This is a genomic window from Flavobacterium cupriresistens (assembly GCF_020911925.1).
Taxonomy (GTDB): Bacteria; Bacteroidota; Bacteroidia; order Flavobacteriales; family Flavobacteriaceae; genus Flavobacterium; species Flavobacterium cupriresistens.
Genome location: NZ_CP087134.1, coordinates 1,662,736 through 1,686,670 on the forward strand (window position 1 = coordinate 1,662,736; position 23,935 = coordinate 1,686,670).

A 23,935-nucleotide genomic window follows, 5' to 3' on the forward strand; every position below is an offset into this window, starting at 1 on the left:
TGTGAAAAGTAATTTGATATTATGTACTCAATTGAAGTTGAGGTGATAGTTGTAAAAGCAGATTTCTGATCGATGCAAAATAAAGAACCCCCATAAAATTAGTATTTTATGGGGGTTCTTACGGGGGCAAAAAAGGCAATTTTAGATTCTGTAGGTGAATGCTAGTGTTGCAATGCGATTATCAAGATCGTATCTTTTATCGATGCTTGTTTGTCTGATAACCGAATTGATGTAAAAGTTATTAGTGTTGAAAATATCGGTAACATTAAGTTTGATGCTTCCTTTATTGGCTAAAACCTGTTTAGAAATTCCGATACTGAAGTCAAAGAAACTGTCGCGCTCGTAAATACCAAGATTTGATTTCGATTGATATTGTGCATTTGCTTCCGCTTTCCAGGTTTCTGTAATGGTGAATGAATTCTGAACGTTCATGTTTAGCGTTACTATAGGATCGATTTTTTCTGTGTTTACGACTTTCCCCATAAACTTATTTTCGAAAACATTAAGAAGCGTATTTACAGACCACCATTTGTAGATTTCGGCAGTATTGGTGATATTTACACCATAATTATACGATTTGTCAACGTTAATCTGCGAAGTCACGGTAGTATTATCTGCCGGATTATAGACGTAAACTTCTGTAAAAACGTCTTTAGTTTTGTTGAAATATACAGTAGCCATAAAAGCGCTTTTCCAGGCATAACCTATTTCTGCTGCATGCGTTATTTCAGGAATTAAATTTGGATTTCCTTGTGAATAATTGAACGAATCATCATAAAATCGGAATGGATTCAGATCAAACTGGCTTGGTCTGTTGATTCTTTTGCTGTAAGAAGCGTGCATCGCATGGTTTTCGGTGAATTCATATTTTAACGAAAGACTTGGGAACCATTTCAGATAATCGTCTTTATGTTCCTCATTCATGGTTTTTTGCAGAATATTTATAGCCGTATATTCGGTTCTGATACCTCCTTGGATATTTAGTTTTTCCAATTGATATTTATAGTTAACGTATGCGGCGTAAATTTGCTCTTTATATTCAAAATGATTGGTGGATTTAAGATCGGTTATCCACTCCTTATTCTGTGAATATTCATAAATCGAAGGGTTGTCGTTGTTTTTTATACTCCCTTTAAAACCCCATTCTATGCTTTGTTTTTCTTTTAAAGGATTGACAAAATCAACTTTTCCTGTAAAGACTCGCAATTGAGAAGGAATAAAACCCCTGCGGTCATCGATTTCAACCATACTGGCAGGGTCTATATTTTGGGCACTCTGAAACTGATTGGATCTGAATTTCGAGGTTTCATATTCAAAATCAAACGACATCGTTTTGCCTTCCGTATCGAATTTATGAACTCCCGAAAATGCATAGGTGTAATCGTTCCATTTTTCTTTGCTGTCATTGTAAGTGGCAGCATCAAATTGTAATTGATTCATTGCATTAAACAGCGTATTTCTACCATCCGCTATATTTTGATAGCGACCGATTTTAGCATCAACGTAGACCTCTAAATTCGTTTTCGGAGAGATTTCGTATTGCGTTCCAATTTTGAAATTGTTTGACGTAAGCGGTTCGTCAGTCACAGAAGTTTGATGGTTTTTAGAAGAAACCGTTTGTCGGGTTTCATCAGTATATTGCAGCTGATTGAATTTTTTGCGTTCCTCTTCTCCCCTGAAAGTATAACTGTAATTACCATAAACACCCCATTTATCTTTGTTGTAGTTTAAATTAAATCCGGAATTGGTTCGGTTTTTTCGCCCTCTGGCATAACTTGTAAAAGCTGTTCCCTTAAGACCGGATGAATTTGGTTTTTTTAATACAATATTGATGATTCCGGCCTTTCCTGTAGCGTCGTATTTTGAAGAAGGATTCGTAATAACTTCAATTTGTTTGATATTAGAGGAGGCTGTAGATTTTAAATAATTGGCAAGTTCTTTTTGTGAAAGCTGCGTCAGTTTACCATTTATCATCACAGCAACCCCCTGTTGTCCTCTTATTGATAAATCGCCATCCTGAGAGACAACAACGCCCGGAGCACGCGACAAAACGTCTAAGGCAGTTCCTCCTTCAGAAATAATACTGTTTTCGACATTAAATACAAGTCGATCTGATTTTTGAGTATATAAAACCTTCTTTTTGGTGATTACAATTTCTTCTAAAGCATTAATAGTGGTTTCGACAACACTATCGGTTTCTTTTTCGGTTTGCGAATAACTGTACACCGAAAAGACAAGCATAAGGGAGGTTATAATATTTTTCATATTATTTATTTTAAATTAGAGCATAATAAATAGTTTCGTAAACTCAGGGAGCTCGAAAAAGGAGACAATCGGATACCGATGAAAAGTAAAAGGGATGTTTTACTGCAGAATAATTTCTTCCAGTTGATTCGTTATTTTTTGCTTAAAACGAGAAGTTTGTTCTAGTAACTGGTGAAGTAAATTTTTGATATTGCTAAAGGAGGGAGGCATTGGATGTTTTTTTGGAGTTTCAATCTTCAAATATAATACTATTTATATCAAGTCTAAATAAAAACAAAATAAAAATGACTGTTAAAATAACAAAGTGCTGAAGGTTAGTTGTTTTAAAAAAGGAAAGAATAGATTTCAAAACAAAAAAATCGCCCTATAGCATAATAGAGCGATTTTGTGAACTTGCAAAGCAAGATATATAAGGTGCAACCTGAGACTGAAAACCGAGACTGAAAACTTATTTAGTAATTTCTCTAAACACAGCCTCCAGGTTTTTGTTTTTCTGATTTAGTTGTAGCGTTTTTAACCCATTTTCATTGGCGAAGTCAAAAAGGGCAGGGCGCATGTCTTTTTCAGTAACAAAAGTAAGTTCCCAGATCATGTCATGCGTATTAACGTAAGAGCTGATATTTTCGAGTTTGGCTAGTAATTGCGGCTCTACCTGATAATCAAATTCCACTTCGATTACCTGTTGTTTGTCTTCAGAAATTAATTTGTCTAACTTTTTATCCGCTACAATTTGTCCTTTGTCAATAATTATGACACGATCACAGATGGCTTCGACCTCTTGCATGATGTGCGTTGACAGAAAAACGGTTTTATTTTTCCCTACATTTTTAATTACATTTCGGATTTCCATTAACTGGTTAGGATCCAGACCGGTAGTTGGTTCGTCCAAAATCAAAACATCAGGATTGTGTAGTAAAGCATTGGCAAGTCCCACACGCTGGCGGTATCCTTTTGACAACTGACCTATTTTTTTATGACTTTCAACTGACAGTCCTGTCAGTTGTATTACTTCTTCGATTCTTGCTTTTTCTACCTGATAAACATCAGCGTTAAAAGCCAAATACTCACGAACATACAAATCCAAATATAAGGGGTTGTGCTCCGGTAAGTAGCCAATAGAAAGTTGTACTGCCTTAGTGTTTGTCATGACATCATGACCATTTACAAGGGCTGAGCCGCTATCGGCAAGTAAATAAGTAGTCAAAATTTTCATCAGAGTAGATTTTCCGGCTCCGTTTGGACCAAGAAATCCAACGATTTCACCCTTTTCAATCTTAAATGAAACTTCATTAAGCGCTTTTTGCGTTCCGTAACTTTTTGATATACTGTTTACTTCTATCGACATAACTTTTTATTTGCTACAAAAGTAAACAGAAATAACTTTGATTGCTAAAAATTAGCATTCAAAGAATTCTTAAAATAAATATAAAACCCAGCAATGACGGCATCGTTCTTGCTTAAGGGACAATACAATTTAAATTAAAACCCAAATTATGAAAAAATTTTTAATTATCGCTGCTTTGGCGATGACTAGTTTTGTAAGCGCGCAAAAAGGAACTGTATTAGTAGGTGGAAACATTGGTTATGCTTCTGAGACTACAGATTTTGGAGGAGTAGAATCAAAAGAAAGCGAATTTAGCTTTTCTCCTAGAGTAGGATACCAATTTAATGACAATTGGACTGTTGGAGGTGAATTTACAGTTGCTTCTTCAAAAAACGATCAAGGAGGAGGATCACCAGAATATAAAACAAACAGTTCTAGATTTGGAGCATTTGTACGTTATTCAGTGCCATTGAGCCAAACTTTTTCTGTTTTTGCTGATTTAGGAGCTGGTTTCCAAAATCAAACAAACAAAAGAATTGAGAATAATGGTTTTTCTACAAAAACTAAAGCGGATGGTATGTATGTTGGTGTAACTCCAGCTCTTTTCATCAATATGAAAAAAGGTTTCGGTTTAAACTTCAGTATTGGTGGTTTAGGATACGAAACATTAAGCTACGATAACAACGGAGCAGATGTTAGTAAATTCTACTTTAACTTCGGACAAACATTTAATATTGGAATTTCTAAGAATTTTTAATCTTAAATTAGTTTTCAATCTTAAAAAGCACTCCAATCGGAGTGCTTTTTTTGTTTCAACTTGCTTGGTATGGCTAAAAGATTTTATTGTAAATAGTAAACAAAAAATATTTTAATTAATAATGTGTTGGTATAGAATGTGTTTGGTTTGTGGTTTAGAATTGTTAAAAATTACGGCATCGTTGTTGTTAAAAGGTTATTAAAATTTTAATATCACATTTATGAAAAAAATTCTTGTTATTGTAGTATTTGCCATGTTTAGCTATGCAAATGCACAAAAAGGTTCTGTTTTGGTTATGGGAAGTGTTTACTACAATTCAGAAACGGTATCCGAGTTGGGATCTGACAATAAAAGCCATTATTTTGGCTTTACTCCTAAAGTAGGATATCAATTTCATGAAAACTGGACAACCGGTATTGAGGTTGGAATTTCAACTTCTAAACAAGGAAATAGTAATAGTGACTATAAAGATAAGACCCTTTCGACAGGAGGTTTTTTGAGATATTCTAAACCGTTAAGTGAGACTTTTTGTGTTTATGCTGATTTAGGACTTGGTTTTCAAAAGCGAAAAGAAACATATCAGAATGATTTTGCTTATACAGTTAATGAAGGAGATGGGTTTTATATTGGTCTTACGCCGGCACTTTTAATAAATGTAGGTAAGGGTTTTGGTTTGAATTTCAATATAGGGGGCCTAAAATATGATACTTTAAATTATAATGAAAATGAGCATAGTGAGGTGAATAGAAAACGATTTAATTTTAATCTGGGACAAGCATTTTCTTTCGGGATTTCGAAGAATTTCTAGCAAGGAATATATTTTAATTTTAGAGGCATCCCAAAACCGGGGTGCCTTTTTGTGTTTAAAACAAATAAACTTTAGGGCACAAATTATTTCTCAAAGGTGCAAAGTTTCCCATCTGTCAGGCTGAGCGAAGTCGAAGCCCCTTTTTAACGCAATAGCCTTCGACTTCGCTCAGGATGACAATTGTGCAAAAGAAAAATAATAAAAAATAAAACCAACAAAAGCGAAGTCGAAAGAAATCATAACTACAAGATTTTCGACTCCACTTTGTTGGCATTAAAAAACAAAAATATCCAAAATAAAATTAAAAAGTAACTTCGTTTTTAACGGCGGCTCTCATTTCCTGAGCAGCGGCTACCATTTCGATCAACGCTTTTTTAGTTTCATCCCAATGACGTGTTTTTAAACCACAATCGGGATTTACCCACAGTTGATTTGCCGGAATTACCGCAGCGGCTTTTTCCAATAAATGAACCATCTCTTTGTTTGATGGCACACGAGGCGAGTGAATATCATAAACTCCCGGGCCAATTTCATTAGGGTATTTGAAATCTGCAAAAGCATCTAATAGTTCCATTTGTGAGCGGGAACATTCAATCGTAATAACATCAGCATCCATGTCGGCGATATTCTGAATGATGTCGTTAAATTCGCTGTAACACATATGGGTGTGAATTTGTGTATCATCCTGTACACCGCTGGCAGAAATTCGGAACGCTTTAACGGCCCAATCCAAATAAGCAGCCCATTCTTCTTTTCTTAACGGAAGTCCTTCGCGTATAGCAGGTTCGTCAATTTGAATAATTTTTATTCCCGCTTTTTCTAAATCTACCACTTCATCACGAATCGCTAAGGCAATTTGCGTACAAGTTTCAGAACGTGGCTGGTCATTTCGAACAAAAGACCATTGCAGAATCGTAACCGGACCGGTTAACATTCCTTTTACCCATTTTGAACTTAGAGATTGCGCAAATTTTGCCCATCGTACCGTCATTGGTTTTGGTCTTGAAACATCACCATAAATAACCGGAGGTTTTACACAACGGCTACCATAGCTCTGAACCCAACCATTTTTGGTAAAAGTAAATCCGTCCAGTTGTTCTCCAAAATACTCTACCATGTCATTGCGCTCAAATTCCCCGTGAACCAAAACGTCAATTCCGGATTGCTCCTGAAAACGAATGGTTTCCTCGGTTTCTTTTTCAAGTAAAGCATCATATTCAACTTGGGTTAATTCTCCTTTTTTGAATTTAGCTCTCCAGCTTCTTACTTCGGCAGTCTGTGGAAACGATCCAATGGTGGTAGTTGGAAATAAAGGTAATTTTAAAGCTTCAATTTGTTTCTGACGACGTGTAGCAAAGGTGTTTTGTCTTTGATCGTCTCCGTTTTTGATTCCGACAACACGATTTTTAACAACTTCGTTATGAATTAATTTGGAAGTTTTACGGTTTTCGTTTGCGAAGGTATTTTCTGCAAAATCAGCAGAATTATTGCGATCCACTTCGTTAGAGGCGAATTGTTTTAATAAACGGATCTCTTCGATTTTTTGTTTAGCAAAAGCCAGCCATTGTTTTATCTCAGGAGTCAGGGTATTGTCATTGGTTTCTAAACTCAAATCGCATGGAGAGTGAACTAAAGAGCAGGAAGGAGCGATGAAAATTCGGTCTGCGCCTAAGACTGCTACCGCTTTCTCGATGATCGTCAAAGATTTTTTGAAATCATTTTTCCAGATATTTCTTCCGTCAACAACACCTAAAGAAAGATTTACGTTTGCGGCTAATTGTCCAGATTCTAAAATATCGTCTAGTTGAGCAGGACAACGAACTAAATCTAAATGAAAAGTGTCAACCGGTAAAGCCAAAGCAGTAGCTAAATTTTCTCCAAAACAATCAAAATAATTGGCAAGGATAACTTTGATATTCGGGAAACGTTTGTTGATTTCGTTGTATACTTTTGTGAAAATATGACGCTCTTTATCTGTTAGATTTAATGCTAAAAACGGCTCGTCAAATTGAATGTATTTTGCTCCCAGCACTTCTAGTTTTTCTAAAATTTCAAAGTAAACCGGCAGTAAGTTTTCGATTAAGTCAATACGATTAAAACCTTCTTCTTTCTCTTTTCCTAAAAGTAAGTACGAAATGGGTCCGATTAAAACTGGTTTTGTTGCAATGCCTAAATCATTTGCTTCTTTAAATTCAGTAATTATTTTTTCTGATAACAAAGCGAACTTTTGGTTTTTTGTAAACTCAGGAACGATGTAATGGTAGTTGGTGTCAAACCATTTGGTCATTTCCATGGCTACAACATCCTGTCCGTTTTTTTGCGCACCCCTTGCCATAGCAAAGTACAAATCGATAGAGGAATTTGATTTCGCAAAATCAGTATAACGTTCCGGGATGGCTCCTAAAGTCAGGGTAAGATCCAGTACCTGATCATAAAAAGAGAAATCATTAGAAGGAATTAAATCTATTCCGGCTTGGTGTTGTAATTCCCAGTTGGTGCGACGAATGTCTTTTCCAGCTTCGATAAGCTCATCAACCGAAATTTTCCCCGCCCAGTATAATTCACTGGCTTTTTTTAATTCCCTATTGCTGCCAATTCTTGGATAACCTAAGTTGTTTGTTTTCATTTGATTCAGTGTTTCTTACTGAACAAATTTATATCATTGGATTATAATACTTAGATTTGGGTTTTATTTCAGTGAATTGTGTTTTTAAAATGCATTTTTAAAGATTTTATTACTGATGAATTGTTTGAAACGAACCTTTAGCCGTAAAAATTACTATGGAAAACTTAGATAAAACCGATTTACAGATCCTTAGACACCTTCAGGAAGACTCCAATATCAATACAAAAGACCTCGCTGCGAAGTTATTTCTTACAGTTACACCCGTTTATGAACGTATAAAAAGATTGGAACGTGACGGATATATTACAAAATATGTAGCACTTTTAGACCGGAAAAAAATGAATTGTGGGATGACCGTTTTTTGTAATGTCCGTCTAAAAGAACACGCCAGAAACGTGGGAAGCAATTTTGTGAAAGATATTGTGGCGCTTCCAGAAATTATCGAGTGTTACAACATTGCCGGAGACTATGATTTTATGTTGAAAATTTTAGTTCAGGATATGACTAGTTATCAGGATTTTGTAATGAATAAACTGTCGACTATCGAAAATATCGGGAACACCAACAGTATTTTTGTAATGGGCGAAATAAAACACAGTACGGCATTGGAGTTTTAATAGGTGTTAACCACTCCAAGAAAGTCCTAAAATTAGCGTATTTTTGGCATTCAATCTAAAATCTAAAATCACCAATCTATAATTATAATGAACTGGGAACAACTTTTATCTCTTAAGAAACAAGGCGACACAAGTAAAAGATTACGTATAGAACAAGATGATACCCGCTTAGGTTTTGAGGTAGATTATGACCGAATTATCTTTTCGGCAGCCTTTAGATCGTTGCAGGATAAAACGCAGGTCATTCCGCTTTCTAAAACCGATTTTGTCCACACCAGATTAACACACAGCTTAGAGGTTTCCGTTGTCGGACGTTCATTAGGGCGTTTGGTTGGAAAAAAAATCATAGAAAAATATCCGTATCTGAAAGAAGTTCACGGGTATCATATGAACGATTTTGGGGCTATTGTGGCCGCAGCTTCTCTGGCGCATGACATTGGGAATCCTCCTTTTGGACATTCGGGAGAAAAAGCAATTGGGGAATACTTTTCTATCGGAAACGGAAAACAATATAAGGAGCAATTGACTGCTAAAGAATGGCAGGATTTAATTGATTTTGAAGGAAATGCCAACGGATTTTCGGTACTGACAGCAAGTCGTCCGGGGATCGAAGGTGGTTTGAGAATTTCATATGCCACTTTAGGCGCTTTTATGAAATATCCAAAAGAAAGTCTGCCTAAAAAACCAACTCAAAACATTGCCGATAAAAAATACGGTTTCTTCCAGTCCGATAAAGCATTTTTTGAAGAAGTAGCGGAGGATATGGGAATGATCGCCAATAAAACCGGTGAGGATGTTGGCTTCGAAAGACATCCATTGGCCTATTTGGTAGAAGCAGCAGATGATATTTGCTACACCATTATAGATTTTGAAGACGGAATAAATCTTGGTTTGGTTTCGGAAGATTATGCTTTGGAATACTTAATCAAATTGGTAAAGGATAATATCGGAGTGGCTAAATACAAAACTTTAACCACAAAAGAAGACAGAATCAGTTATTTGAGAGCATTGGCCATCGGTACTTTAATTAACGATGCCGTAAATGTTTTTATTGAAAATGAAGAAGCGATTCTGGCTGGAAAATTCCCATTTGCATTAACAGATAAAAGTAAATACAAAGCTCAAATGACGGATATTATCAACTTAAGTGTTGAAAAAATCTATCAGAGTAGGGAAGTTATCGAGAAAGAAATTGTGGGATATCAGATTATCCAGACCTTACTTGATAAGTTTATTACGGCTTTCAATAACGACTATGAAGGAAAAGCATCCAATTACGATAAATTGTTGCTGAAAATGCTTCCTGAAAAACACCGTTTAGAGAAAACCAGTTTATACGATCGTTTGCTTCACATTTGCCATTATGTTTCTCTTTTAACAGACGGAAATGCGTTAGAATTATTTGAAATGATTAACGGAAGAAAACCGAATTAACTACTGAAAGGCATATACCAGACCCACACCTAAAACTTGTCTCAGCTGCGCTCTAGGGCCATCGTTAACCTGACTTGTTGTGCCGGTTGTTGGGTCTACAAAGTCTTTTTTAGTTTTAATATCATCATCATAAACTAAGTGAATACCGATATTCGCTTTTACATATGCATTTACAACAAGATCTAAACGGGTATCGTAATCGACATCGACATTCCCAAATCGGTTCAAATAGTCTGTATATAAACTGAGTCTGTTCTCGTAAAAAATGTTTTTGAAGATTTCATTTTTCATGTATCCGGTAAGTAAAATGCCAAATTCGGCTTTTACTTTTTGACCTCTTTCAACTAAAATTTTACTGTTCGGATCAAGAGGGTCAGGAGCATAGACGGCTTTTTTAACACCAAAAGATCCTTGATCGGCTAAATATTGATCCAATACCAACGTTGTCTTTAACGTGATTGGTGAGAAATAGAAGGTTCTGTTTTTTGCTTTATTTGAATTTTCCGCTCCAGCTCCTAAGAATACATAAGCCGGTGCAAAAGGTTTGGAAATAGTAATGTCTTTGTTCGGATAATTGTAACCGTTGGTAAATTGAGTATTAAAATTAAACTTAGCCGAATAATACCAATTTGATAAGGTGTCTTGTCTAAAACCATAAGTTGAGTTAAGCAAAAGAGCATCATCTGTTTTTCTAAGTTCCGTACCGTCTTGTTTGTTTAAACCGTACTTAACAATTAACTCGTTAAACCATTTGTGGTTTCCTTTTGCATAAGTTCTGGCAAATTCACCTTTAAATAACCCTGAAATAGAACTCGTTCCCCCCGCACTCCAGTTCACGAAAGCAATTTCGGAAATGTCAAAACCAAGCTGATTTTTTTTAGTCCAGTTGGAAGGAGCCTCCGGAATTTGATTGGGCTCTAAGGTCGTTTTGATAATACTTTGAGCAGAAATTGTAGTGGTGAAAGTGAAAAGTAAAAACAATAAGGAGAATCGAAATAATTTCATCAGGCGTAACTTTTGGTTGTATTGGCCTTGCAAAATAATTCTTTTCAATGATTTGAAAAAAGTTTTGTCAAATTTTTAACGTCAATTTTACACAACTGTTGTAATTCAAGAACAGTTCCATGTTCTATAAATGTGTCAGGAATACCTAAAATTTTCACTGAATTGGTGAAATTATTTGCAGCAGCAAACTCTAAAATGGCACTTCCGAAACCACCGTTTATAGTACCGTCTTCAATTGTGAAAATAGTCTCATAAGTATTGAATATTTCTTGTAATGCATTGTAATCTAATGGTTTAATAAATGAAAAGTCATAATGAGCTATTTCACTGGCATTAGAACATTCATTTAAAGCTGCGATTACATTATTACCAATAGTTCCGGTAGATAAAACAGCTTTTTTTGTTCCTTTTTTAAGGCAATTTGCTGCGCCGATCACAATATTTTTGTAGTGTCCGAAATTTTCTACTTTCCAATTGGGCAAAACCCCTTTTCCTCGTGGATATCGGATCGCGATTGGATGATCCAATCCCAATTGTGCGGTGTAAAGAATGTCTTGCAACGCAATTTCATTAATTGGAGCATAAATAATCAGGTTCGGAATGGATCGCAGATAGGCAATATCAAAAACACCGTGATGTGTTGCCCCATCTTCGCCAACCAAACCTGCCCGGTCTAAACAAAAGATTACAGGTAGATTCTGTAAAGCTACGTCGTGAATTACCTGGTCGTACGCACGTTGTAGAAACGTGGAGTAAATATTACAATACACGATCATCCCCTGTGTAGCCATTCCGGCAGCAAGGGTTACGGCGTGTTGTTCTGCAATTCCAACATCAAAAGCACGTTCCGGAATTTCATCCATCATGAATTTTAGCGAACTTCCCGATGGCATTGCCGGCGTGATTCCGATAATCTTCGGATTCTTTTTGGCTAAATCTAAGAGGGTTAAACCAAAAACATCCTGGTATTTTGGTGGCTGGTTTTCTTCCGATTTTAAAAGAATTTCCCCTGTTGAAGCATCAAATTTTCCGGGAGCATGGTATTTTACCTGATTCTCTTCGGCTTGTTGCAGGCCTTTGCCTTTTGTTGTAACAATGTGAAGAAATTTGGGCCCTTTTATTTTTTTTAAACGATTTAATTCTTTTATCAATCCAATTAAATCGTGACCGTCGATGGGTCCTGAATAGTCAAAATTCAGCGATTTAATCATGTTATTCTTCTTCGGATTTTTCCCTTCTTTTACCGCAGTAAGATATTTTTTTAAAGCACCAACACTGGGATCAATTCCGATCGCATTATCATTTAGAATGACCAATAGATTAGCGTCTGTTACTCCGGCGTGATTTAACCCTTCAAAAGCCATTCCCGATGCGATAGAGGCGTCACCAATTACAGCAATATGTTGTTTGTCGGTTTCTCCTTTTAAGTGAGATGCAATGGCCATTCCAAGTGCTGCCGAGATGGAAGTAGAGGAATGTCCTACGCCAAAAGTATCGTAAATACTTTCGCTTCTTTTAGGAAATCCGGAAATGCCACCAAGCTGTCTGTTAGTATCGAAGTTCTCTTTTCTTTCGGTAAGGATTTTGTGTCCGTAAGCCTGATGTCCAACATCCCAAACCAGTAAATCTTCGGGTGTGTTAAAAACATAATGCAAAGCAATTGTAAGCTCAATAACGCCTAAACTGGCGCCTAAGTGCCCCTCTTTTACCGAAACAATATCAATAATAAAATCACGTAATTCCTTAGCCAATTGGGGTAATTGAGTTTCGTCGAGTAAACGTAAATCGGCCGGATTGTTTATGTTGGAGAGTAGATTGCTTTTCATTTTTCTATAAAAAACAAATTTACAATTTTAAAGTTAAAATTTAGTTCAATAAAGCGGCTTATGAGATTTTATTATTTAATTGTGATTGGTAAAATGTAAGAGGATCGGACAATCGTATTGTTTATTTTTCCGGGAATCCAATTGGGAGCGGTTTTTAGAATTTTAATAGCTTCTTCTCCGATTTCTACAGGAGTATTTTTAACTATGTTGAAATTATTCAAACTGCCGTCTTTCTCTATTACAAATAGAATAAATATTTTCCCTCGATATTTTTCTGTCGTGCCTGGGGCTGTATAATTTTTATTGAAAAACGCATAGAATTTTTTCATCCCCTCTTCCGGAACAGGCAAAACATCTAAGTCATTGGAGTTAAAAACGATGTCATATTTAAGTGGGATTTCATCATTTTTCGGAATCACTATTCCCATTGTGGCTCGTGGAGAACATTTTTCGTTACTTTTTTTTGAGTCTGTCTTTGAAGCGGAATCATTTCTAATAATAGATTTTCCTGTCGAAGCATTGTCGACAATTTCTATGGTATCAATTTTTTGTTTGTTTCCATTTTTATCCGAACAGCTAAACAAAGTAGTCCCCATAGCAATAAATAGTGCCAACAAGAAGATTTTGTGATATTGAGTTTGCGAGTACAATACGCGATTCGGAATCTGAATAATGATTTCGTCCAATTGCGTGTTTTTAAACCTGCCACAAATGCTTTTATTCTGATTTGAAATAAAATAATGCTGAACCTCTTCGGGTAACATGGTAGTGAAATCAACCACAGTTTTAGTACAACTCAAACAGAATCTGCCGTTGTCTTTTGGTGTCATTTTGTCCCAGTTTTCTGTACAGGGTTCGGGAATAGAGATTTTATATTTTGTTTCCATTATTTAAATTACAAAGGACTAAATATAATAAAAATAAGGAGTAAAGATGTATTTTTGCGTTATGATAAACCCTTCTACCGACGAGTTCTGATGAAAAGGGTAAGAACGATTGAATTTTATAGTTAGAAAAATTGTATAACTTTGAAGTAAATCCTGAATGATATGAATGTAGAAGCGCAACGTAGGAATATTGTACACAGAATCCTGGATACTGAAAATGTGCAATTATTGAATCAGATTGAAGATTTACTAAATAATGATATTTATACCCATTCAACCAATGGAAAACCATTAACAGTAAAAGAGTATGAAAATCATTTGAATGAAATTATGAACCTTTCCGATGCCGGTGAACAGGGCTACAGCACCGAAGAAGCAAGAAAAAAGATCATAAAGAAATGAAGCCGGTTGTCTGGTCTGTAAATGCGATACAATCGATTCAGAACAGTTATGATTATATTTATTCTCAAAGTCCGAAAAATGCGGATTTGGTAGTAGAAACTTTATTTGATTTGGGTGAAAAACTCAATTTGTTTCCAGAGAAAAATCCAATAGAACCGTTGTTCAATTCAAAAGACATCAGGTTTTTTCCTAAATGGAATTTTAAAATAGTCTACAGAATTGAAAAAAGCAAAATTTATATTCTGGATATTTTTTCTGTATCTCAAAATCCTAAAAATTACAGATTATAGTTTTGAAACTAATTTGTAAATTACTTATAGCATAAAAATTTTATGATAAACCCTTTTACCGACGAATACTTCATGAAAAAAGCTTTACAAGAGGCAGAAATGGCTTTTGATAAAGGTGAAATTCCTGTTGGAGCCATAATTGTTGTAGCGGATAAAGTTATAGCAAGAAGTCATAACCTGACTGAATTGCTTATTGATGTTACCGCCCATGCCGAAATGCAGGCCATTACCGCGGCGGCAAATTTTCTGGGTGGGAAATATTTAAAAGATTGCACCTTGTACGTAACACTGGAGCCTTGCCAGATGTGTGCGGGGGCTTTGTATTGGAGTCAGATTACAAAAATTGTTTTTGGAGCCCGTGATGAACAGCGCGGTTTTATGACAATGGGCACAAAATTACACCCAAAAACTACCGTAGTTTCAGGAATTATGGCCAATGAAGCAGCCGATTTAATGAAACGTTTTTTTGCTTTAAGGAGAAAATAATACAAGTCATTTAGTGTGATAGGACACGGATTATACGGATTCGCTGGCGCGAAGACGCGGATAAACGCGGATTTTATTTTTTTTTCTATACTTTATGACAAGAGTTTTTTTTAGTACTTGTTTTAACTTTGGTAAAACAATCTTCTAAGTGTCTATCAAAATGATAAAGACAAAGCAACTTTAAGCATGCCCTATAAAAAAATCCGTTTCTATCCGCGTCTTCGCGTCAGCGAATCCATTTCATCTGCGTCCAGATCCGCAACAGTGTTATAAAATAATTTTAAGCATGCCCGAAAAGAAAAATCCGTTTCTATCCGCGTCTTCGCACCAGCGAATCCGTTTCATCTGCGTCCGTATCCGTAACAGTGTTATAAAGTAATTTTAAGCAGAACCTATAAAAAAAATCCGTTTCTATCCGCGTCTTCGCACCAGCGAATCCGTTTCATCTGCGTCCGTATCCGTAACAGTGTTATAAAGTAATTTTAAGCAGAACCTATAAAAAAAAATCCGTTTCTATCCGCGTCTTCGCACCAGCGAATCCCTATAATCCGTGTCCCTATCCGTAACAAGATTAAAAAGGGAGTTTTCTATCTGTGTCCTTGCATTAACAAATCCATTTCATCTTCACATTAATTTCAGATAATTGTTATTTCTAATGAATTTTCTGCTTAATTGTAAAATAAAAATACGCTACTTTTACTATAATATAATTAACATTTCTTCAGTTATACTTTAAGTTGTGTGAAGTGTTACGACCTTATATCGAATCTTAAATTTCTAACCATTAATTCTATTTCAAGTGAAGGCAAAAAGATTAGTTTACGTATTTCTTGTGTTTTTTATTCTTCAGGCGTGTGGCAGAAAATCAGCTGCAGATTTCAATTCTGATTTTTCACTATTCAGAGCGTACATCACTAGTTTTACGGGGGGAATTGTCCCGTCGCAGTCGGACATACGCGTGGTTTTGGCTTTCGAGAAAAAAGAATGGAAGGTTAATGAGGAATTGGATGATGATTTATTTGATATCTCGCCAAATGTACATGGTAAAGTTGTCGCGCTTTCGAGTAATACGATTGCCTTTATCCCTGAAAAAAAACTAAAACCCGGAACAGAATATCAAGTTACTTTAAACTTAGATAAACTAATTACATTGCCTAAGGAAGAAGAAAAGGAACTTTCTAAATTCAATTTTACCGTTAAAACCATTAAACAGGATTTTACGATAAATACGTTGGACATTCAATCGCACAGTAAAGAATACCAATATCTGAATTGCGTATTGAAAACCGCAGATGATATTGATTTGGAAACCGCTCAAAAGCTCGTTGAAGCCAGTCAAAAAGGAAATAAATTAAAGATCAAGTTCGATAATTCAGTAAAATCAGGTAAAGAATTCAAATTTATCATTGACAGCATTCAGCGCTTTTCTGAGCCAAGTGAACTTGAAATCGCTTACGACGGAAATGATTTCGATATAGATCAGAAAGGGAAAATAGACTTTCCGATTACAGGAATAAACGAATTCAAAGTGATAAAGGTTGAAATTCCGGACGAAAACAATCAGTCGGTTTCTATCAATTTTTCTGAACCCCTTGAAAAAGGACAGGATTTTGCAGGTTTGGTAGCCATTCAAAATACGAATAATTTAAAATTTGCGACACAAGGAAATGTACTAAAAGTATATTTCAGTAATGAAAAAGCAGCGCCAAAAGTAGTTCATGAAGCTGTAGTAGCAGATACAATTACAGCTGCCGTTGCCGTAGATTCTGCAAGTGTTGTTATAGATAGTGCAGCTGTAGCCGTGTCGGAAGTAACTGTTGAGGCAGAACCGGAAGTGGTAGCAGAAGAGCCCGAATCAGACCAAAATATAACCGGAGAGTTATTGCTGGAAGTTTTTCAGGGAATAGAAAGTCAGTACGGTAAGAAAATGGAGCAAAGTTATTCTCAGAAAATCTCTTTTGACCAGATAAAACCAAATGTACGTTTTGTGAAAAATGGAACGATTTTACCAAGTTCCAACAATCTAAAACTCAATTTTGAAACGGCAAACCTGAGTGCAGTAGATGTAAAAGTTTATAAAATCTATAAAAACAACATACTGCAATTTCTTCAAAATAATGAATTAAACGGAGCGCAAAATTTAAAACGAGTTTCTCAGCCCGTCGCCAAAACGACGATAAACCTTAAAGAAAACACGTTGGTTAATTTAAGCAAATGGAACACTTTTGCCTTAGATTTATCGAAGATTATTAAACCCGAACCGGGTGCCATTTACAGAGTAGAATTCTCGTATAAAAAGAAATATTCTTTATACAAATGCGAAACGACCGAAAGTGATACAGAAGAAAATGAAGAGGACGAAGTTGATGAAAAGGATGTGAATTATAGTGGAAACTCTTACGATGATTATTACTACGATGATTACGAATGGAGAGAAAGCCAAGATCCATGTACAGGATCGTATTATTACAATGCAAGAATTGCGACCAATATTTTGGCTTCAGATTTGGGAGTAATAGCCAAAAGAGGAGAGAATAAATCGTATTTGTTTGTCGTAAACAATATCCTTACAACAGATCCGGTTTCGAATGCAAGAGTAGATTTATACAACTTTCAACAGCAAAAAATCGCTACAACGGCCACGAGTAGTGAGGGAATAGCATCCTTCCAAATCGATCGATTTGCTTATTTTGCTATCGTTACTTTGGGAGATCAATCGACTTATGTAAAGCTTGATGACGGAAACTCGTTATCCGTAAGTAATTTTGATGTTGCCGGAGAAACACTTCAAAAAGGACTGAAAGGATTTATTTATGGGGAGCGTGGTGTTTGGCGTCCCGGAGATAATTTGTATTTGTCTTTTATTTTGAATGATGCTGCCAATAAACTGCCAAAAGCACATCCGATAAAATTCAGGCTAACAGATCCAAATGGAAAGGTAACCTATCAAACCGTTCAGAAATCAAATGAATTGAATCATTATGCTTTTATTGTACCAACAGATCCCGACGCGCCAACAGGAAGTTGGGAGGCAATGGTAAGTGTTGGAGGAGCTAAATATTATAAAAGCATTAAAATTGAAACGATAAAACCAAATCGTTTAAAGATTAAAAACAGCTTCCAAAGAGCCATATTATCGTCATCTTACCCTAACTCAAGTAATCTGGAGGTGGCTTGGCTTCATGGTGCCATCGCCAAGAATTTGAATGTAGAAATGCAAGCCAAATTCTCAGAGCAGAAAACTACTTTTAAAGGCTACGATAAATATACTTTTGATGACTTAGTACGTAAATTCAGTACAGAAGAGGTGAATATATTTTCAGGAAAATTAGATGCCAATGGAAGAGCGTCGGTAAGTATCAATCCGAAATTACAAGGTCAGGCTCCGGGAATGTTGCGAGCTTCCTTTATTACCAAAGTATACGAAGAAGGCGGGGATTTCAGTATGGATGCAATGGCGACAACCTATTCGCCATACAAAACCTATGTGGGTGTAAAAGCACCGGAAGTAAATCGATATGGAATGCTCGAAACGAGAACCAACAATCGTTTTGATATTGTAACCGTTGATGAAAACGGAAGACCAAAAGCGGTTAGGGATCTGGAAGTAAAAGTTTATAAAGTAGAATGGCGCTGGTGGTGGGATGCTTCGAGCGATAATTTATCCAATTACAATTCTTCAGAAGCAACCACTTCCTACAAAACATTCAAAGTAAGTACAAATGCAAGCGGAAAAGCAAGCATACAATTTGCTTTGGAAGACGAAGAATGGGGACGTTATATGATTCGGGTTTCGGATGAAACGGGTGGACATGCAACAGCCTTAACAGTAAATATCGATTGGCCAATCTGGTCCGGAAAAACCAGAAATACGGATGCTTCAACAGCCAATATGCTTGTTTTTTCGACCGATAAAAAAGAGTATGCAGTAGGAGAAAAAGCGCAGATTTCTTTCCCTTCAAGTGAGGGTGGACGTGCCTTGGTTTCTATCGAAAATGGTTCAAGAGTAGTACAGACACTTTGGGTAAAAACGCAAAAAGGGGAAACGAAAGTAGAGGTGCCAATTACGGCGGCAATGGCTCCCAATGTCTATTTTAATATCACGCTTTTGCAACCTCATGCCTCGACCAAAAACGATTCTCCGATTCGTATGTACGGAATTGTTCCGATTGGGGTTGTTGATAAAAATACCAAATTAGAGCCGACACTTATAATGCCCGATGTTTTAAGACCGGAACAATCCTTTCCTGTAAAAGTCAGCGAGAAATCCGGTAAAGAAATGACCTACACCATTGCTATTGTAGATGAAGGCTTGTTGGATTTAACCCGATTCAAAACCCCAAATGCCTGGGATAGTTTCTATGTACGGGAAGCTTTGGGTGTAAAAACCTGGGACGTATATGACGATGTGATTGGTGCTTACGGCGGAAAAGTAAATCAGATTTTCAGTATTGGTGGGGATCAGGATTTAGGTGGAGGAAAAGCCAAAAAAGCCAATCGTTTTAAACCGGTTGTAATTTATCTGGGACCATTCAAATTAGAGAAAGGACAAACAAAAACACATCAGGTTACATTACCAAAATACATTGGTTCTGTACGAACGATGGTTGTGGCGGGAGATGCAACAACAAGTGCCTACGGAAGTGCAGAGAAAGCAACTCCGGTTCGCAGTCCGCTGATGGTGTTGGCTTCGTTGCCAAGAAAAATTTCTCCGTCAGAAAAAGTAACGATTCCGGTTACGGTTTTTGCGACAGAAAAAAATATTAAAAATGTAAGAGTTCAGATTAAAACCAGCAATGGCTTGCAGGTGATCGGAAGTACCGTTCAAAATGTAGTCTTTGCACAGCCGGATGAAAAAATGGCGTATTTTAATCTGGCAGTAGGCAGTCAGACCGGAATTGCAAAAGTGCAGATTATAGCTACTTCGGGCAGAGAAAAATCATCCTATGAGGTAGAGATCGATATGACAAACCCGAATCCGGTGACCAATACCTATACCGATGTGATTCTGCCTCCGAACAGTTCTAAGACTATCGCCTGGAAAACCTTCGGAGTTTCGGGAAGTAATAAAGCCAAACTGGAGGTTTCTTCGATGCCAACGATTAATTTGAACGGAAGATTGCAATATCTGATTCAGTATCCACACGGTTGTGTAGAGCAAACGACTTCATCTGTTTTTCCACAATTGTTTTTGACTGATGTTGCAGATATTGATGCAACCCGTCAACAGCTTATTCAGAAGAATGTAGCAGCGGGGATTACAAGATTAGGAAGTTTTCAATTGCCAAACGGAGGACTTTCGTACTGGCAAGGAAATACAATTGCAGATGATTGGGGAACTTCTTATGCCGGACATTTTATAATTGAAGCAGAGAAAAAAGGGTATGTTTTACCGATTAACTTTAAATCAAAATGGATTTCCTACCAACAAAAAGAAGCTAAAAAATGGCGTTTTGAACAGCGTTACGGAAATGATATGGCACAAGCGTACCGTTTGTATACCTTAGCCTTAGCCGGTTCTCCTGATTTGTCTTCTATGAACAGGCTGCGTGAAACAACCGGAATTTCAAACGAAAGTAAATTGCGATTGGCTGCGGCTTATGTTTTAGCAGGTCAGAAAAGTGCAGGATTAACGTTGTTATTGCATAGTAAAATTGACGATAATTCAGGTGAGTACAGCTATTACTATTATGGATCAGGTGATCGAAACAGAGCAATGGCACTGGAGACTTTATTGTTGTTAAACCAAAAAGAGAATGCTTTTTTAATGGCAACAAAATTAGCAAAAAGCATGGCAAGCGACCAGTGGATGAGTACACAGACCACGGCCTATTGTTTGTATGCAATGTCTAAATTTTCATTGAATAATGGTCCGAAAGGAATTGATATTCAATTTAGCAAGGATGGAAAAGCGCAGCAAATAAAAACAGCTAAAACAGTTGCTGACAGAAGTTTGGTGGTGAAATCCGGAAGCAATAGTATTACTTTAAAAAACAATAAAAAGAATACGATTTATGTTCGGGTGTTAAATACGGGAATTTTACCAATCGGTCAGGAAAATGCGATTCAAAGTAATCTTTCTGCCGGAATAGTTTTCAAAAACAGAAAAGGCGGTGTAATTAATGTTTCCAGAATTACACAGGGAACGGAGTTTGTAGCTGAGGTAACAATTAAAAACCAGAAAAATGAATATGTGCAGAATGTAGCCTTGTCACAGATTTTGCCATCCGGATTTGAGATTGTAAACACGCGTTTTACAGATTACGGTGAAGCAACAAGTAATACGGCTGATTATATTGACATTCGTGACGACAGAACGAATTTCTATTTTGGTTTAAAAGCCGGAGAAACCAAAACATTCAAAATTTTACTTAATGCCTCTTATCTGGGAAGTTATTATTTACCGGGATTACAATGTGAAGCGATGTACGATCATACGTTCCTAGCAAGAACAAAAGGATTCTGGGTAGCAGTTGTAAAATAATTGATTATTTTTTTTAAACCTGACAGGTTTCTAAAACCTGTCAGGTTTGAAAAAATGGATTAGAATATTAAAATTGTAAAATTGAAAAATAAATTTAAAGCGCTTTTTCAGCGCTGTGTCAATTGGATAAAAAGAAATAAAATTAAATCACTAATTGCGTTTTTGCTGTTAGTGATTTATTATTTTTCGTTGCCCGGAACTCTATTTAAAGAGCCTTACTCGACTATTATAGAAAGTAAAGAAGGGGAATTATTAGGAGCTAAAATTGCTCGTGATGGACAATGGCGTTTTCCGGCACAGGACAGTGTTCCGGATAAGTTTAAAAAGTGCATCGTTTATTTTGAAGACGAGTATTTCTACAAACATCCTGGTTTTAATCCGGTTGCAATGGTAAATGCGATTAAGCAGAATAGAAAAGCCGGAAAAGTAGTCCGCGGAGGAAGTACACTTACACAACAAGTGATCCGCTTATCCAGAAAAGGAAAAAAGAGAACTTATTTTGAAAAAGCAATAGAAATCATTCTGGCAACCCGATTGGAATTAGGGTATTCAAAAAACGAAATCCTCGAATTATATGCCGCACATGCCCCGTTTGGAGGAAATGTTGTGGGGCTCGAGATGGCCTCCTGGCGTTATTTCGGAGTGCAATCCAATCAATTATCATGGGCAGAAAGCGCTACTTTGGCGGTTTTACCCAATGCCCCGAGTTTGATTTACCCGGGAAAAAATCAGATAAAATTGTTAGAAAAGCGCAATCGGTTATTGCTAAAACTACACAAAGAAGGGAGCATTGACAAACAGACCTACGAACTTTCTATTGAAGAACCCTTGCCTCAAAAACCATATGACTTGCCACAGATTGCCCCACATTTATTACAGCGAGTGGCAAAGAACGGAGAAGGTACGCGGGTTAAGACAACTGTAGATGTTGCACTGCAAAACAGGGTCAATCAGATTGCGAAATTTTATTACAATCAATACAAGCAAAATGAAGTCAATAACCTGGCAATTCTGGTAATTGATGTTCAGGACCGCAGTATCATAAGTTACGTTGGGAATTCGCCAACAGATCGTGACCACCAAAAAGACGTTGATATTATTGGAGCACCAAGAAGTACAGGAAGTATACTTAAACCTTTGTTGTACGCCGCAATGCTCGACGATGGAGAACTGTTACCAAACACCCTGGTTGCCGATGTTCCTACTCAGATTGCAGGTTACACCCCTCAGAATTTTAATTTGACTTTCGACGGAGCTGTTCCGGCACATCGGGCTTTGTCGCGTTCTTTAAATATTCCGTCGGTATTGATGTTGCAGGATTTTGGAGTCAGTAAATTTTATGAGGAGCTGCAAAAGTTTAAATTAAAAGACATTAATAAATCACCGGATCATTATGGTTTGTCTCTTATTTTGGGAGGTGCCGAAAGTAATTTGTGGGATTTGTGCCGAACCTATTCCAATTTATCTTCAACAGTAAATTATTTTAATAAAAGCCACGGTAAATATAGAACCCAAGAATTCGCAGAATTGAATTACGACACCGATTTTAAGCCCGATTTTGGATCAGAAAGCGAGCAGAAGAACATATTAGGCGCGGGATCAATTTGGTTGACGTACAATGCCATGGAAGAAGTAAATCGACCGGAAGGAGATGAGGCGTGGAAATTTTATGACAGCTCACTTAAAATTGCGTGGAAAACAGGAACTAGTTTCGGTAATCGTGATGCATGGGCAATCGGAACCAATTCCAGATACGTTGTGGGAGTATGGGTCGGAAATGCGACAGGAGAGGGAAGACCAACTTTGACCGGAGTTACAAGTGCTGCACCAATTTTGTTTGATGTATTTAATTTGCTACCGAGACAGCGGTGGTTTGAAATTCCTTATGAGGATTTAAATGAAGTAGAAGTTTGTCGTTTAAGCGGGCATTTGGCTAAAGAAGGTTGTCCGAAAATAAAACAATTAGTTACAAAAAAGGGAAAGACAACAACGGTTTGTTCGTATCATAAAATAATTCATTTAGATCAAACCGAACAATTTCAGGTAAACAGCAGTTGCGAAAGTGTCGATAAAATGATTACTAAAAACTGGTTTGTATTGCCTCCTGTTATGGCCTGGTATTACAAAAGCAAGCATATTGAGTATGTTCCGCTACCTCCTTTTAAAGAAGATTGTATCGGTACACAAACGGGTTCTATGGACTTTATTTATCCAAAAGCGAACAGTAAAATTTATTTAACGAAGGATTTTAATAGTGAAGTACAGCCCGTAATTTTTAAAGTGGCCTATTCTCAAAGAGAAAAACAATTGTTTTGGTACGTCGATCACGTTTATAAAGGCGTCACTAAAGTTTTTCACGAAAAACCAATTATGATGAGTGCAGGGTTTCATTACATCACGGTTGTTGACGAATCTGGAAATGAAATTAACAGAAGAGTTGAGGTAATAAGAGAATAGTATCGGATCAAGACTAAAAGTTACTAAGCTGACCTATGAGCAAAGAAAAAGCCACAGATTAAAGGACTAAAAAGATTAAATAATCTGTGTAAATCTTTTTAATCAGTGGCAAAAAAATAATTCGTGCCAATTCGTGAAATTCGTGGCAGAATCATAAAGGTGGTGAAAATAAAATAGCATGCAGATTTGCTTCGCCAGTTCGCTATCGGGCAGCAGATTTTCGCAAGAGCAATAATAGAAAATCTGTGAAAATCTTTTTAATCCGTT

Annotated in this window: 15 protein-coding genes; 9 read left to right on the forward strand and 6 right to left on the reverse strand. The window is 36.6% G+C overall.

The features are described from left to right. Positions 1-141: 141 nt before the first annotated feature. Together LNP23_RS07450 and gldA are read right to left on the reverse strand one after the other, a co-directional pair. Positions 142-2,265, reverse strand: coding sequence for an outer membrane beta-barrel family protein (locus LNP23_RS07450; protein WP_230004444.1), 2,124 nt, complete (start codon positions 2,263-2,265; stop codon positions 142-144). A gap of 448 nt (positions 2,266-2,713) precedes the next feature. After that, on the reverse strand, positions 2,714-3,610 hold the full coding sequence (gldA, locus tag LNP23_RS07455) for a gliding motility-associated ABC transporter ATP-binding subunit GldA (RefSeq protein ID WP_230004445.1): 897 nt from the start codon (positions 3,608-3,610) through the stop codon (positions 2,714-2,716). A gap of 148 nt (positions 3,611-3,758) precedes the next feature. Between gldA and LNP23_RS07460 the strand changes: the two genes are divergently transcribed. Both LNP23_RS07460 and LNP23_RS07465 read left to right on the forward strand, forming a co-directional pair. Continuing rightward, positions 3,759-4,346 carry an outer membrane beta-barrel protein gene (locus LNP23_RS07460; protein ID WP_230004446.1) on the forward strand — a complete coding sequence of 196 codons (588 nt, stop codon included), beginning with the start codon at positions 3,759-3,761 and terminating at the stop codon, positions 4,344-4,346. 220 nt (positions 4,347-4,566) lie between these two features. Then, complete coding sequence (locus LNP23_RS07465) at positions 4,567-5,154, forward strand: outer membrane beta-barrel protein (protein WP_230004447.1); 588 nt, start codon at positions 4,567-4,569, stop codon at positions 5,152-5,154. Positions 5,155-5,455: 301 nt separating this feature from the next. On the opposite strand, the gene metE is transcribed toward LNP23_RS07465, so the two are convergent. Beyond that, positions 5,456-7,780: a 5-methyltetrahydropteroyltriglutamate--homocysteine S-methyltransferase gene (gene metE / locus LNP23_RS07470; protein WP_230004448.1), complete on the reverse strand. Its 2,325-nt coding sequence runs from the start codon at positions 7,778-7,780 to the stop codon at positions 5,456-5,458. 155 nt (positions 7,781-7,935) lie between these two features. On the opposite strand from metE, the gene LNP23_RS07475 reads away from it, so the two are divergent. Both LNP23_RS07475 and LNP23_RS07480 read left to right on the forward strand, forming a co-directional pair. Next, the gene (locus LNP23_RS07475; RefSeq protein ID WP_230004449.1) at positions 7,936-8,397 is read left to right on the forward strand and encodes an Lrp/AsnC family transcriptional regulator; all 462 of its coding nucleotides are present in this window, start codon (positions 7,936-7,938) and stop codon (positions 8,395-8,397) included. 87 nt (positions 8,398-8,484) lie between these two features. After that, positions 8,485-9,831: a deoxyguanosinetriphosphate triphosphohydrolase gene (locus LNP23_RS07480; RefSeq protein WP_230004450.1), complete on the forward strand. Its 1,347-nt coding sequence runs from the start codon at positions 8,485-8,487 to the stop codon at positions 9,829-9,831. On the opposite strand, the gene LNP23_RS07485 is transcribed toward LNP23_RS07480, so the two are convergent. From LNP23_RS07485 to LNP23_RS07495, 3 genes are all read right to left on the reverse strand, one after another. After that, entirely contained in the window at positions 9,832-10,836 is a 1,005-nt protein-coding gene (locus tag LNP23_RS07485) for a DUF3078 domain-containing protein (RefSeq protein ID WP_230004451.1), read from the reverse strand. 44 nt (positions 10,837-10,880) lie between these two features. Beyond that, a complete protein-coding gene (locus LNP23_RS07490; RefSeq protein WP_230004452.1) occupies positions 10,881-12,662 on the reverse strand; it encodes a 1-deoxy-D-xylulose-5-phosphate synthase in 1,782 nt (593 codons plus the stop codon). Positions 12,663-12,733: 71 nt separating this feature from the next. Further along, entirely contained in the window at positions 12,734-13,549 is an 816-nt protein-coding gene (locus LNP23_RS07495; RefSeq protein ID WP_230004453.1) for an energy transducer TonB, read from the reverse strand. Positions 13,550-13,711: 162 nt separating this feature from the next. On the opposite strand from LNP23_RS07495, the gene LNP23_RS07500 reads away from it, so the two are divergent. From LNP23_RS07500 to pbpC, 5 genes are all read left to right on the forward strand, one after another. Then, positions 13,712-13,951, forward strand: a complete 240-nt coding sequence (locus tag LNP23_RS07500) for a hypothetical protein (RefSeq protein ID WP_230004454.1) — start codon at positions 13,712-13,714, stop codon at positions 13,949-13,951. Next, the gene (locus tag LNP23_RS07505; protein WP_230004455.1) at positions 13,948-14,241 is read left to right on the forward strand and encodes a type II toxin-antitoxin system RelE/ParE family toxin; all 294 of its coding nucleotides are present in this window, start codon (positions 13,948-13,950) and stop codon (positions 14,239-14,241) included. Before LNP23_RS07500 ends, LNP23_RS07505 begins: the two co-directional genes overlap by 4 nt. Positions 14,242-14,283: 42 nt before the next feature. Further along, a complete protein-coding gene (locus LNP23_RS07510) occupies positions 14,284-14,727 on the forward strand; it encodes a nucleoside deaminase (protein WP_230004456.1) in 444 nt (147 codons plus the stop codon). Positions 14,728-15,526: 799 nt separating this feature from the next. Continuing rightward, on the forward strand, positions 15,527-21,211 hold the full coding sequence (locus LNP23_RS07515; protein WP_230004457.1) for an alpha-2-macroglobulin family protein: 5,685 nt from the start codon (positions 15,527-15,529) through the stop codon (positions 21,209-21,211). Between the two features lie 81 nt (positions 21,212-21,292). Continuing rightward, the gene (gene pbpC / locus LNP23_RS07520; protein WP_230004458.1) at positions 21,293-23,668 is read left to right on the forward strand and encodes a penicillin-binding protein 1C; all 2,376 of its coding nucleotides are present in this window, start codon (positions 21,293-21,295) and stop codon (positions 23,666-23,668) included. Positions 23,669-23,935: the final 267 nt, after the last annotated feature.

Coding starts and splice junctions, on each gene's coding strand:
- LNP23_RS07450 (WP_230004444.1), bottom strand. CDS start 2,265: ATGAAAAATATTATAACCTCCCTTATGCTTGTCTTTTCGGTGTACAGT.
- gldA (WP_230004445.1), bottom strand. CDS start 3,610: ATGTCGATAGAAGTAAACAGTATATCAAAAAGTTACGGAACGCAAAAA.
- LNP23_RS07460 (WP_230004446.1), top strand. CDS start 3,759: ATGAAAAAATTTTTAATTATCGCTGCTTTGGCGATGACTAGTTTTGTA.
- LNP23_RS07465 (WP_230004447.1), top strand. CDS start 4,567: ATGAAAAAAATTCTTGTTATTGTAGTATTTGCCATGTTTAGCTATGCA.
- metE (WP_230004448.1), bottom strand. CDS start 7,780: ATGAAAACAAACAACTTAGGTTATCCAAGAATTGGCAGCAATAGGGAA.
- LNP23_RS07475 (WP_230004449.1), top strand. CDS start 7,936: ATGGAAAACTTAGATAAAACCGATTTACAGATCCTTAGACACCTTCAG.
- LNP23_RS07480 (WP_230004450.1), top strand. CDS start 8,485: ATGAACTGGGAACAACTTTTATCTCTTAAGAAACAAGGCGACACAAGT.
- LNP23_RS07485 (WP_230004451.1), bottom strand. CDS start 10,836: ATGAAATTATTTCGATTCTCCTTATTGTTTTTACTTTTCACTTTCACC.
- LNP23_RS07490 (WP_230004452.1), bottom strand. CDS start 12,662: ATGAAAAGCAATCTACTCTCCAACATAAACAATCCGGCCGATTTACGT.
- LNP23_RS07495 (WP_230004453.1), bottom strand. CDS start 13,549: ATGGAAACAAAATATAAAATCTCTATTCCCGAACCCTGTACAGAAAAC.
- LNP23_RS07500 (WP_230004454.1), top strand. CDS start 13,712: ATGAATGTAGAAGCGCAACGTAGGAATATTGTACACAGAATCCTGGAT.
- LNP23_RS07505 (WP_230004455.1), top strand. CDS start 13,948: ATGAAGCCGGTTGTCTGGTCTGTAAATGCGATACAATCGATTCAGAAC.
- LNP23_RS07510 (WP_230004456.1), top strand. CDS start 14,284: ATGATAAACCCTTTTACCGACGAATACTTCATGAAAAAAGCTTTACAA.